The organism is Gemmatimonas sp. UBA7669 (assembly GCF_002483225.1).
Classification (GTDB): domain Bacteria; phylum Gemmatimonadota; class Gemmatimonadetes; order Gemmatimonadales; family Gemmatimonadaceae; genus Gemmatimonas.
Map to the genome: position 1 here is coordinate 14,890 of NZ_DLHL01000036.1, position 12,939 is coordinate 27,828.

Genomic DNA, 12,939 nt, shown 5'->3' on the forward strand with positions numbered 1-12,939 from the left:
ACGACCCGCGGCTGACTGTCCCGCACCGCCTGGCGTGACCTGAGTCACAGTCGTTGGTCCAAATCGGGCCCATGTTGCTCAAGACCTGAGCGCATGGGCCCGGTTTTTTCGCTATGTATTCAGGGTGACCGCGCCTTTTCCGACCGCCGAGTCTGATCTCCGCTCCCGTCTCGAACGGGAGCTCGGAGAGAGCTACGCCATCCAGCGCGAGCTGGGGGGCGGCGGCTCGGCCAAGGTATTTCTGGCCATTGAGCGTGCGTTGGATCGCCCGGTGGTGCTGAAAGTGCTGGCGCCTGAGGCCACCGTGGGGGTGGACGGTGAACGCTTTCGCCGCGAGATCCTCATTGCTGCGCGCCTGCAGCATCCGCATCTGGTGCCGCTGCTGCAGGCCGGCACGGTCAACGCGGAGGCTGGCGATCGCGCCATGCGCTGGTTCTCCATGCCTTATGTCGAAGGACAGACGCTGCGCGAGCAATTGCATCGCCGTGAGCGCTTTGGCCTGGCAGACGGGATGCGCCTGCTGCGCGAGTTGGCGTCTGCACTCATGTATGCGCATGCGCGTGGCATCGTGCACCGCGACATCAAGCCGGAAAACATTCTCTTCTCCGGCGACGCAGCGATGATTGCCGACTTTGGTGTGGCCAAGGCGCTCGATGATGCCAGCGATGGAGCACTCAAGAGCGGCAAACGTGTGACCACCGTCAGCATGACGCTCGGCACGCCGGCGTACATGTCGCCCGAGCAGATCAATCGTGCGCCGATGGTGGATCACAAGGCCGACCTGTATGCGTTCGGCTGCCTCGCGTACGAGCTGTTTGCCGGCGCGCCACCACTCGAACGTGAGACACTGCGCGCGACCATGGCGGCACAGGTGCAGGACCCGCCGCCACCGCTGCGGGACGTCAGGCCGGATCTGCCGGAGGCACTGACCAGCGTCATCATGCGCTGTCTGCACAAGGATCCGCTGCAGCGGCCGCACTCGGCGTCGGTGATCGTCAAGGTCATTGACGAGCTGCAAACCGGAACAGCAAACGACGGAACAGCAAACAGCGGCACCGCACACAGCGAAACGGCAAACCGCGAGAGCCTTGGCGCCGGAAGCCTGCACAACAGAAGCCCTGAGGCCGGGAGCCAGTCGGGCGACGGTGTCGCAGCGAGAGAACCCATCACCACCTACCTGGTGCCACTGCTGGTAGTGGTCGCTGTCGTGGCGGCGGCGGTTTGGTGGGTGTTCTTGCGCTGAAGCGACGCGCGCGACTCAGCCAACCACGGGCTTGATGCGCAGCACGCGGCCATTGCCGCTGTCGGTGACCACGTACACGAAGCCATCGGGTCCCACGGTTACGTCGCGAATGCGTTCCCCGAGTTCGCCGAGGTAGCGCACCTCGCGTGTCACCCGCCCGTTGCTGAGTTCGAGGCGCACCAGGGCACCGGGAGAAAGTGAGCCGATGAGCACCGAACCCTTCCACCCGGGAATGGCGTCGGCCGTGTAGAACGTCATGCCCGATGGGGCGATGACCGGATCCCAGTAGTAGACGGGCTGCTCCATGCCCGGCTTGCTGCTGCCTTCGCCGATACGCGCGCCGGAGTAATCCACGCCATACGTGATGACGGGCCAGCCGTAGTTGCGACCCGCCTGCGGCTGATTGAGTTCGTCGCCGCCACGTGCGCCGTGCTCCACCGTCCACAACAAGCCAGTGGCCGGATCGAGCGCAGCCGCCTGCACGTTGCGGTGCCCGTAGCTCCAGATCTCTGGCCGCGCGTCAGTGCGCGCGCGAAACGGGTTGTCGGCCGGCACGCTGCCATCGGTGGCCACACGCATGATCTTGCCCTGCCCGCGCGCGAGATCCTGAGCGTAGTCGCGCCAGTTCATGCGGTCGCCCTGTGTGATGAACAACTGCCCGTTGCGCGCGAACACGAGCCGCGAGCCGTAGTGTCCACCGCCGTTCAGCTTGGGCTCCTGACGATAGATGACCTGCAGCTCACTGAGGCCGGCCTCGGTCAGTCGCGCACGCGCCACCGTGGTGCCGCTGCCACCAGCACCCGCTTCGGCATAGGACAGGTAGATGCGCTGATTCTGCGCGAAGGCCGGATCGATGGCCACATCAAGCAGGCCGCCCTGCCCCACGGCGTGCACCGCCGGCACGCCGCTGAGCGGCGCCGACAACGTGCCATTGGGGGACAGCACCCGCAGACGACCGGGACGCTCAGTGACCAGCGCGCGGCCGTCGGGCAAGAACTCAATGGCCCAGGGATTCACCAAACCGCCGACCACGGTTTCTGCCTGCACCACCCCGCGCGTATTGCCGGGGGTCGGTGAGCGAGCGGCCGGCGTCTGGCCCCCCACGGTGCTGTCTACCGGTGGCGGATCGGCTGGTGAGGTGCTGTCCACCGGCGTCGTGGAGCCATTGCCGCCCGCACAGGCCAGCAGCAGCGGGGACACGAGAATCAGAGGCCGTCTCACAACCGAACCCCGAACCGTTGACGCCGTTGCCATCCGCATGGTCGAAACTCCGAAGAGGGTACCGTAAGTTATCCGCATGGCGCGTGTCTCCGTGGACGCCGACCGCGCTCCCGCCGTTTACTATCAGCCCGCCCGCCCATGTCGTTCCCTCGTCTGGTGCGCCGCGCCACAGTGCTCGTGGCGCCGCTGCTGACCGGTGCATCCGCCCTGCTGCTCTCGCCCTCCAGCGCGTTGGCACAGGCCGACAACCCGCGCCCGGTGCTGGCCGCCGACCCGCGTCGCTCACCCACCCAGAAGCCGCCCCTGCACGGGCGTCACTGGATGGCCATCACCGGCAAGCCGCTCGGCGCCACCGCCGGCGCAATGATGTTCCAGAAGGGTGGCAACGCCGTGGACGCCGCCGCTGCCATGCTGGCCGCCACCTGCACCATGTGGGATACGCTGCACTGCGGCGGCGAAACGCAGGCGCTCATCTACCATCCGAAGCTCAAGAAGGTCATTGGCATCAACGCCCTGGGTGTTGCGCCGACCGGCGCCACAGCCGAGTTCTATCGCAGCAAGGGCCACGCGCATCCGCCGGAGTTCGGGCCTCTGGCGGCCATCACGCCGGGCACGCCCGGTGGACTCATGGTGATGCTGGCCGAGTACGGCACACTGTCGCTGGCCGATGTGCTGGGGCCGGCCATTCGGCTTGCCGACGGCTTCCCCATCGAGGCCCAGCTCGCCAACAACATCGAGCGGCAGAAAGCCGAGATCAAGAAGTGGAAGGTGTCACCGTCCATCATGCTGCCACATCTGGGCAGCGGCGGGCGTGAAGCCCCCGAGCCCGGCGAAGTGTTTGTGCAGAAGGATCTCGCGGCCACGTTTCGCAAGCTCGTGGCCACTGAAGCGGCAGCACGCAAGGCGGGCAAGTCACGCAAGGCCGCCATCATGGCCGCATACGACCGCTTCTACAAGGGCGATATCGCGCAGGAACTCGTGCGCGGCATGCGCGACGAAGGTGGACTCTTCACCATGGCCGATCTGGCCAACTGGCGCGTGAAAATCGAAGAGCCCATGTGCAGCGACTACAAGGGCATCGCGGTGTGCAAGCTGCAGCAATGGCAGCAGGGGCCCGTCATGCTGCAGGCGCTCAACATGCTCGAGCCGATGGACCTCAAGAGCATGGGGTACAATTCGCCGCGCTATGTGCACACGCTCTACCAGACCATGAGCATGGCGTTTGCCGATCGCGACTTTTACTACGGCGACCCGGCGTTCGCTCCCGAAGAGCCCATGCGCGGTCTGCTGTCCAAGGAATACGCCAAGGCTCGCGCGGCACTCATCAACGCCGAGCGCAACGATCCCGACATCAAGCCCGGCGACCCCTATCCGTATCAGGGCGGCAGCAATCCCTTTGCGCAGTATCTCGCGCAGTGGTCGCCGCGCAACTTCCTGCCGCGCGACAGCGCGCGGCAGAGCGGACAGCAGGATCGTGTGGTGCGCACCGACACGGCGACCACGTGGGACCTGGCCAGTGCCACCGACAGCGCACGCTACGAGGCGTTCCATGGCGGCACCACCAGCATCGTGTCCGCCGACTCGGCCGGTTGGGTCGTGTCCATCACGCCGAGCGGCGGCTGGGTGCCGGCGGTGATTGCGGGCCGCACGGGACTTGGCCTCTCGCAGCGCGGACAGAGCTTCGTCACGCGTCCCGAAGACGGACCGTACAACGTCATTGAGCCCGGCAAGCGCCCGCGTGTGACGCTCACGCCCACGCTGGCGCTCCAGGACGGCGCACCCTTCCTGGCGTTTGCCGTGCAGGGCGGCGACACGCAGGACCAGAACCTGCTCCAGTTCTTCCTCAACATGGTGGAGTTCGGCATGACGGTGCAGCAGGCCGTGGAAGCGCCGAACATCAACTCGTACCAGATGCGCAACTCCTTCGGCGCACACGAGACGCAGCCTGGCCTCATGGAAATCGCGACGTCGATGCCGGAGAGCACGCGGGCCGCACTTCGGGCCATGGGGTACCGGCTCCGTCCTCTCGAGCGCACCTCCGGTCCCATCAATGCCATCTGGTTTGATCGCAAACATGGCACGATGTGGGGGGGCAGCAGCAACCACGGCGAGGATTATGGCATCGCGTGGTAAGTGATACCCGGAACTCATGACTTGGACTCAAAGCCCAGAGCTCCCCGACAGTCCGGTCAGCTCTGAGCTTTGAGTTCAAGTTTTCAGTTTTGGGTACTGAACTGACTGGATTCCCGCCCGTCCGCGAGCGACATTTGTTGGGTTAGCCTCCTTCCTTCCGACCTCACGGATCCCATGCCGATCACGCTCAAGGTCAATGGCACGTCCCGCACCGTGGATGTGCCGCCCGATATGCCCCTGCTCTGGGTGCTTCGCGACGAACTCGACCTCAAGGGGACCAAGTTCGGTTGCGGCGCCAATCGCTGCGGCGCCTGCACCGTGCACATCAACGGCGTGGCGCAGCGTACCTGCACGCTGCCGGTCTCACGCGCGGCCGGCGCCGACGTCACTACCATCGAGGGGCTCGACCCCAACGGTGCGCACGCCGTGCAGAAGGCCTGGGAAGAACTCGACGTACCGCAGTGCGGTTACTGTCAGGCTGGCCAGATGATGGCCGCGGCGGGCTTGCTGGCCAAGACGCCCAAGCCCACGGACGCCGACATCGACACGGCGCTCAACACGAATCTCTGCCGCTGCGCGACCTATCTGCGCATTCGCGCGGCCGTACATCGTGCCGCGGAGATCAAGGCCGGCGGCGCGGCAGTGGGTAGCAGCGGCGCGCCCGGGGAGGACTGAGCCATGACACCCACAACCACACCCGCCACGCAGGCGCCAACGCGTCGTGAGTTCCTCAAGGTGTCGGCGCTCGCCGGCGGCGGACTGCTGCTGGCCAGCTACGCCGAACCGGTTGAGGCGCTGCAGCGTCTCGTTGGCGGTGCGCCCGCCGCAGAGCCCATGCTGTCGGCCTTCATTCGCATCACGGCTGACAACGTCGTCACCATCACGGCCAAGAACCCCGAGATCGGCCAGGGCATTCAGACCATGTTGCCCATGCTGATTGCCGAGGAACTCGATGTGGACTGGAAGCAGGTCCGCATTGAGCAGGCCGATTTTGATCCGAACAAGTATCCGGCGCAGGTGGCGGGTGGCAGCACCGCCACGCCCACCAATTGGATTCCGCAGCGCCGCGTGGGTGCGGCGGGTCGCGCCATGCTGTTGCAGGCAGCCGCCTCGCAGTGGAGCGTGCCGGTGGCGGAACTCACGACCGCCAAGGGCGTCGTGTATCACAAGGCGTCGAACCGTCAGGCCACTTACGGGTCACTGGCCACGGCCGCGGCCGGCGTCACGCCGCCGGCGCTCGATACTGTGCCGCTCAAGGATCCGTCGCAGTTCAGCATCATCGGCAAGCGCATTCCCACGGTCGCGCTCAAGGACATCCTCACCGGCAAGCCGATCTTCGGCATCGACGTGACGGTGCCCAACATGCACTACGCCACCTTCGTGAAGGCGCCCGTGTATGCGGCCAAGGTGGCCAGCGCCAACCTTGATGTGGTCAAGTCGCAGCCAGGTGTTACGCATGCCTTCGTGGTGGAAGGCACCGACAATCTCGCCGGCCTCAAGGCGGGTGTCGCCATTGTCGGCACCAACTGGTGGCGGGTGCAGGAAGCGCGCAAGAAGCTCGTGGTGCAGTGGGCGGATCATCCCACGTCGCAGCAGTCGAGTGCCGCCTTTGCCGCGAAGGCCAAGGAGTTCTTTGCCTCGGCGCCACAGCGCACCATTCGCAACGACGGCGACTTCGATGCGGCCATCAAAAGTGCAGCCAAGGTGGTGGAGGCGGAGTACAGCTATCCCTTCATCAACCACGCCACGCTCGAGCCGCAGAACTGCACCGCACGCATCAACGCCGACGGCACCTGCGAAATGTGGACCACCTCGCAGACGCCGCAGGGTGGTCGTGCCCTGGTGGCCGGTACACTCGGCATCAAGGAAGACCAGGTGGTGATGCACATGATGCGGGCCGGTGGCGGATTCGGGCGGCGTCTCTACAACGAGCCCCTGGCCGAAGCCGCGTTCATCGCGCGCGAAGCCAAGGTGCCGGTCAAGCTGATCTGGACGCGCGAAGACGACATGCAGCACGACCAGTTCCGTCCGGGTGGCTTCCACAAGTTCACGGGCGGTGTGGATGCCAATGGCAAGCTGATCGCGTTCCGCAATCACTTCGCCACGTTCGGCAACGGCGAGCGCTTTGCGTCGAGCGCCGACATCGGACCGACCGAGTATCCCGCGCGCTTCGTGCCCAACCTGCGCATGGACGTGTCCATGATGCCGCTGGGCGTGCCCACGGGCGCGTTGCGTGCGCCGCGCTCCAACGCCCTGTCCTTTGCCTTCCAGGGCTTCATCGACGAGTGCGCCGAAGCCGCGGGCAAGGATCCCATCCAGTTCCGCATCGACATGCTGAAGGCGGAGATTCCGCCCCAGCAGCCCTACACGCCGCAGCAGCAGGCGCAGCTCATGAGCGCCGAGCGCATCATCGGGGTGCTCGAAATGGCGCGTGACGTATCGGGCTGGGGCAAGACCACACTGCCCAAGGGCACGGGCATGGGTGTGGCCTTCTACTACAGCCATCGCGGCTACTTCGCCGAGGTGGTGCAGGCCACGGTCAGCAAGGCCGGCGTGGTGAAGGTGGACAAGGTGTGGGCCGTGGGCGACGTGGGCAGCGAGATCATCAATCCCAACCATGCCGAACAGCAGGTGCAGGGTGCGGTGCTCGATGCCATGGGTCAGGCCTACGGTCAGGAAATCACCTTTACCGCCGGCAAGGCCGATCAGGGCAACTTCGCGCCGGCCACCACCACGGCCGGTAACGCCTCCAACTTCAGCCTGCTGCGCATCCGTCAGGCGCCGCCGGTGGTTGAAGTGCACTGGAAGAAGACCACGTATCCACCCACGGGCATTGGTGAGCCGGCCATGCCGCCGCTCATTCCCGCGCTCATGGGAGCCATCTGGCAGGCCACGGGCAAGCGCGTCAGGCAGCTGCCGCTCAGCAAGGTCGATCTCAAGTGGTCATAACGGCATGGGTGTAAAGACATGGTCGTGAAGACAGTCCCGACGTCCCCGTTCGCTGACCAGCGACCGGGGACGTCCGGTTTGCGGAAGCGCACCAACGTCTTTCAGCAGCCGCACTATCTCGAGAACTTCGTGCAGGCCGTTCTCGACGAAGCGGCGCTGCAACCCGGGCAAACTTTGGTGCTCGGCGGCGACGGACGCTTTCACAACCGCGAAGCCATTCACACCATCGTGCGCATGGCGGCCGCCAATGGCATCACGCATGTGGTGGTGGGACGCGGCGGCTTGTTGTCCACACCGGCGGCCTCGCATCTCATTCGCCGCGGCGTACGCGGACAGCCCGCAGCCGGTGGCATCATTCTCTCGGCCAGCCACAATCCCGGCGGTGCCGACGGGGACTTTGGCATCAAGTACAACACCGGCAACGGGGGCCCCGCGCCCGAGGTCTTCACCAACCGGGTGGCAGAGCGCGCAGCCTCGCTCTCAGCCTACCGTGTCGCAGACGTGCCGGTGTTTGATCTCGATGTGCTGGGTGCGCAAACGCTGGGCACGTTGACCCTTGAGGTGGTCGACCCGGTGGCAGCGTATGCTGATCTCATGGCGGCGCTGTTTGACCTTGAAGCCATTCGCGCGTTGTTGGCCGGGGGCTTTGCGCTGCGCTTCGACGCCATGCACGCCATCACCGGCCCATATGCGGTGGAGATTCTCGAGCGGCGGCTCGGTGCGCCGGCGGGCACCGTCATCAATGCCGTGCCCCTGCCCGACTTTGGCGGTGGGCATCCCGACCCCAATCTCACCTACGCGCATGAGCTGGTGGAGGAGCTTTTTGGGGATCATGCGCCGGATTTTGGCGCGGCATCCGATGGCGACGGCGATCGCAACATGATTCTGGGACGCCGTTTTTTTGTCACACCGAGTGACAGTCTCGCGGTGCTGGCGGCCAATGCCACGCTGGTGCCGGGATATCGCGACGGACTCGCCGGCGTGGCACGCAGCATGCCCACCAGCGCGGCGGTGGATGTGGTGGCTGAACGTCTTGGCATTCCCTGCTTCGAGACGCCTACGGGCTGGAAGTTCTTCGGCAACCTGCTCGACGCCGGGCGCATTTCGCTCTGTGGTGAAGAGAGCTTTGGCACCGGCAGCAATCACGTGCGCGAGAAGGATGGGCTCTGGGCGGTGCTGTTCTGGCTCAACATCGTGGCTGCACGCGGCGAGAGTGTGGAGCAGATCGTGCGCGGGCACTGGGCCGAGTATGGCCGCAACTACTACACGCGCTACGACTACGAGGGTGTGCCCACCGAGGCCGCCAATGCGGTCATGGCTGGGCTGCGCGCGCAACTGGACTCCCTGCCTGGTCGCACGCTGGCCGGGCGTGTGGTGTCACAGGCAGATGACTTTGCCTACACCGACCCGGTGGACGGCGCAGTGAGTCGGCGCCAGGGCATTCGCCTCCTGTTCCAGGACGGCGCGCGCATCGTGTTTCGCCTGTCGGGCACGGGCACTGAAGGCGCCACCATTCGGGTGTACATCGAGTCGCGCGAAACCGATGTCGAGCGTCTCGGTCTCGATACGGCGTCCGCGTTGGCGGATCTGGTGAACGTGGCGCTCACGGTGAGTGCACTGCGCGAGCACACGGGGCGGAGTGAACCGACGGTGGTCACCTGACCCAGTGTGACCGTGTTCCGGTTGAACTTGATCTGCAATTCATATGGGTCTAGCCATGTTTCGAAGAGCCATCGTCAGTGTCAGCCTCCTAATCCCCATTACTGGCGCCTGCAATTCGACACCGACTTCGACCATTCCCTTCCGGGCAAGCCATACCGGTCTGGTAGTCGGACGAGTCGAGTTTGCAGACGGCACACCCATTGATTCCGCCGTGGTGTTCGTAACGGTCCCCTCAAGGCCACTTTACGGCTATGCTACTCAGCCAGTCATCAGCAACGCACGCGGTGAGTACTCGTACCTCGTCGAGCGGCTTGCATCACCGCCGCAGGTTCCAAACCCAGACACGGCCAGTGCGGAGGTCGTAGTTTCGCTCCTGGCCACTCGCTATCGACTCCCGGGGAACGTGGTCCCCACCCTGTATGACACCGTGTTGGTGACGTTCCTGCCGAGAGGTCAGACCCCACCAGCTGCGATCAGCAACTTAGTTTTCCAACGCTGATTCGGCCGCGCCCTACCGCCACCGCCGCACCGCGCGCTGGAAGAACATGTTATTGGGCACCTGCAGCACAGTGCCCGTGGCCACGGCCTCGGTGTTCAGCTCCTCGAGCGTGGTGTAGATCAGGTTGATGTCGGTCACGCGACCCTTGAAGCCGGGTTTCTCGCCGTTCTCCAGCACCTCGATGCGATCGCCAATGCGGAACGGATTGGTGGAGAAGATGAGCAGCGTGCAGAAGATGTTCGACAGCACGCTCCACGCGGCAAAGAAGGCCACCGCGCCAACGGCCACAAAGCCGCTGAAGGCCGTCCACAGCACGGTGCCCGATACGCCAAGCCGCTGGAGAATGAGCAGCAGCGCGGCCGTGTTGATGAGCAGGCTGACCAGCCGGCGCCCGCCCGGCAACGAGGTGGCCGGCAGGTTGTAGGCTTCGCTCATGCGGCGAATGAGCCGCAGCACCAGACGGCGCAGCAGCCACGCCGCCACGATAATGCCCACCACCTGCGCCAGCACGAGCAGCTGCGCCAGACCTTCTTGTGTGACCACGCCAACACTCCGGGAATGCAGAATGAATCGGGCCGACCTGCAACCCAACCCCCGCAATCTATGCGCACCGCCAGCTGAAACCGTACAGTCTGCACGCTGCATTGCGGGGGGCGTGAATCACCGCAGCGCCGCGCTGCGTATTGTCCCCATGCCCGCCGCTCTGCCCCCCACCCCGCCCTCACAGCCCACGCTGGCCTTTCGCCTCGACAACTATGCAAGCGCCCAGCGACAGGCGCCGCATCGGCACGACGAGCTGCACCTGAGCCTCGTGCTACGCGGAGGCTTGAGCGAAACGGTAGGGCGGGAAACCGCGCAGGGCGCGCCTCTCAGCGTGGTGGTCAAAGCCCCCGATCTGGTGCACGCCAATGCCTGGGGAAATGAAGGCGCTCGACTGGCGCGGCTGTCGCTGCCGCAGGCCACGCTGGCCGCGCTGAGTGAGCATCCAGGTCGCGACACCGCGTGGCGCTGGTATCATGATGTGCAGGTGGCGCGCCCGTTTCTGCGTTTGGTGCAGCGGCATCAGCAACTTGGCACGCGAATCATGACGGCCGGGGACACCGACCTCAATGATCTCGTCGCGGCACTCACGGCGCGGCCCGACCGCGTGGCGACCGGCGAAGCGCCGCGCTGGCTGCGGGATGTGGTGCAGCGTTTGCACGAGAGCTGGCACCCGTCGCTCGATGGACACCAACTCGCCGCCGAGGCGCGCGTGCACCCGGTGTATCTCGCGCGCTGCATTCGGCGATGGTACGGCGTCAGTCTGGGCAGCTTGCTCAGGCACGAGCGGCTCCGCTACACCGCCGCCATGCTGACCGCGTCCCGCCTGCGCGGCGCACTCGTGGCGCAGCACTGCGGTTTCGCCGACGAGGCTCACATGAGCCGAGAGGTAAAAGCCCTGCTTGGCCTCTCACCACGAACGTTGCGCGCCGTGGTTGATTCCACACACGGAGCGGCGCCGTTGGTTTGAAAAATGCAAGCGCCTCGGACAGGCCTGTGGTGAGAATGCGTGCAGGGCTGGTGACCGCCGTCCTTTCCACCTCATCGTCTCATGGAAGCTCGCTTGCCAAACACCCCGCATCGCCGCCGTGGCGTGCGTCGCCGATTCGCCGCGTTGATGGCTACCGTAGCGCCCGCCGTGCTCTGTCCGCCCACGATTGCTCGGGCACAGGAATCCAAAGGATCGCGTCCCACAGCCGCAGCGCTTGCCGCCGCTGTCAACGCCCTGGCCGAACGTGCCATGCAGGCCGAACTCACGCCCGCGTTGGGCCTCGCCATCACCATGGATGGCCGCACGGTGTACGAGCGTGCCTTTGGCATGGCCGATGTCTCGGCGCGCATACCCGCCAATGGCAACACGCTGTGGTATGTGGCGTCCACCAGCAAGTCGTTCACCGGCTTCGCGGTGAGTCTTCTGGCCGACGCCGGCCGTTTGTCATTTGACTCACCAATTGCCACGCTTCTGCCCTCGGCGCGCTGGCCCAACGGCGTGAACGCCGAGCGACTCACGTTGGCCGAGTTTTTGAGTCACACGCACAATCTCAATGACGTGGCCGTGACACTCAACGCCGCGTTCACCGGCATTCAAGCGGAGTCCGCATGGCCCGGGCTTCTGCAATACGCCACGGTGCGCGCAACGCCGGAACTGGTGTACAGCAACCTCGGCTACAATGTGGCCGCCATGGTCATCGACCGGCTGGAACCGCGCGGATGGCGCGAGTGGATGGCACGTTCCGTGTATGTACCCGCTGGCATGCGGCAAACGTTTGCGCATGTGAACGGCCTGAATTCGCGACGCATTGCCAAGCCGCACCAGCTCACGGCTACAGGCGCTTTCGCAACCGCCCCATTCTTCAAGGTGGACGCCACCATGAACTCGGCCGGCGGCCATCTCAGTACACTGGGTGATCTCGCGCGCTGGACCATCGTGCAGATGGACAGCGGCCGCATTGATGGCCGCCAGGTGTTTCGTGCATCGGCGGTGGCGCGCAGTCACGCACTCATCGCTCGACACACGCGGCCAGCCGGACGACGGTATGCCTACTTTGATCGCGAGGGCTGGGCGGCTGGCTGGGATATCGGCCACTACGAAGGGGAGCGCATGGTGAGCCGCTTTGGTGGCTACCACAGTTTTCGTTCGCATCTGTCGTTCCTGCCCGCACGCCGCATCGGCGTGGTGGCCGTGAGTACCGGAGACCCCGGTGCAGCGCTCACCGATGTGTTGGCAGCCTATGCCTACGACCTCGAAGCCGGCCGTGTGGACGCCGAGCAGCGCGCCACGGCGCGCCTGGACAGTGTGGTGGCACGACGCGCACAGCTGGTGCAGGCCGCGCAGGCACAGGACAGCGTGCGGCGTGTACGGCGGGCGCTGAAACTGCCCGTGCCCTTGTCCGCCTACGTGGGCCGCTATGCGTCGGCTACGCTTGGGAGTTTCGAGGTCGCGCAGGACGAACGAACACAGGAATTGCAGTATCGCTGGGGAGCAGTCCACGGCACACTCGTGCCGCAGGATACGAGTGGCGAGGCGTTCCGCATGGCGTTCGTGGGCGATGAGATGGGCCTCAGCTTCTTGCGATCGACGGACGGAGCGGTGACAGAACTGCGTCTCAACGGGCAACGCTTTGTGCGCGCGTTGCATCCAATGCGCTAACGGACGCCGTGGGGGTGTCCGTGCCCACCTGGACCCCGCTCC

9 protein-coding genes are annotated in these 12,939 nt (G+C 65.4%); 7 read left to right on the forward strand and 2 right to left on the reverse strand.

The annotated features are described in order from the left end of the window. Positions 1 to 124: 124 nt before the first annotated feature. Positions 125 to 1,243, forward strand: coding sequence for a serine/threonine-protein kinase (locus B2747_RS10020; protein WP_291159923.1), 1,119 nt, complete (start codon positions 125 to 127; stop codon positions 1,241 to 1,243). 15 nt (positions 1,244 to 1,258) lie between these two features. Here the strand turns inward: B2747_RS10020 and B2747_RS10025 are convergent, their stop codons facing one another. After that, positions 1,259 to 2,443, reverse strand: coding sequence for a PQQ-dependent sugar dehydrogenase (locus tag B2747_RS10025; protein ID WP_291159926.1), 1,185 nt, complete (start codon positions 2,441 to 2,443; stop codon positions 1,259 to 1,261). A gap of 159 nt (positions 2,444 to 2,602) precedes the next feature. Between B2747_RS10025 and B2747_RS10030 the strand changes: the two genes are divergently transcribed. From B2747_RS10030 to B2747_RS10045, 4 genes are all read left to right on the forward strand, one after another. After that, on the forward strand, positions 2,603 to 4,597 hold the full coding sequence (locus B2747_RS10030) for a gamma-glutamyltransferase family protein (protein WP_291159929.1): 1,995 nt from the start codon (positions 2,603 to 2,605) through the stop codon (positions 4,595 to 4,597). Between the two features lie 174 nt (positions 4,598 to 4,771). Further along, positions 4,772 to 5,272 (forward strand): (2Fe-2S)-binding protein, encoded by a 501-nt coding sequence (locus B2747_RS10035; protein ID WP_291159932.1) that lies wholly within the window; start codon positions 4,772 to 4,774, stop codon positions 5,270 to 5,272. A gap of 3 nt (positions 5,273 to 5,275) precedes the next feature. Next, positions 5,276 to 7,546 carry a xanthine dehydrogenase family protein molybdopterin-binding subunit gene (locus tag B2747_RS10040; RefSeq protein WP_291159935.1) on the forward strand — a complete coding sequence of 757 codons (2,271 nt, stop codon included), beginning with the start codon at positions 5,276 to 5,278 and terminating at the stop codon, positions 7,544 to 7,546. 18 nt (positions 7,547 to 7,564) lie between these two features. Continuing rightward, positions 7,565 to 9,208, forward strand: a complete 1,644-nt coding sequence (locus B2747_RS10045; protein WP_291159937.1) for an alpha-D-glucose phosphate-specific phosphoglucomutase — start codon at positions 7,565 to 7,567, stop codon at positions 9,206 to 9,208. 511 nt (positions 9,209 to 9,719) lie between these two features. Here B2747_RS10045 and B2747_RS10050 read toward each other — a convergent pair. Further along, on the reverse strand, positions 9,720 to 10,250 hold the full coding sequence (locus B2747_RS10050) for a mechanosensitive ion channel domain-containing protein (protein ID WP_291159939.1): 531 nt from the start codon (positions 10,248 to 10,250) through the stop codon (positions 9,720 to 9,722). Between the two features lie 148 nt (positions 10,251 to 10,398). Here B2747_RS10050 and B2747_RS10055 point away from each other — a divergent pair, with 148 nt between their 5' ends. Together B2747_RS10055 and B2747_RS10060 are read left to right on the forward strand one after the other, a co-directional pair. After that, positions 10,399 to 11,217 (forward strand): helix-turn-helix transcriptional regulator, encoded by an 819-nt coding sequence (locus B2747_RS10055; RefSeq protein WP_291159941.1) that lies wholly within the window; start codon positions 10,399 to 10,401, stop codon positions 11,215 to 11,217. Between the two features lie 147 nt (positions 11,218 to 11,364). Continuing rightward, positions 11,365 to 12,897 (forward strand): serine hydrolase domain-containing protein, encoded by a 1,533-nt coding sequence (locus B2747_RS10060; RefSeq protein ID WP_291159943.1) that lies wholly within the window; start codon positions 11,365 to 11,367, stop codon positions 12,895 to 12,897. Positions 12,898 to 12,939: the final 42 nt, after the last annotated feature.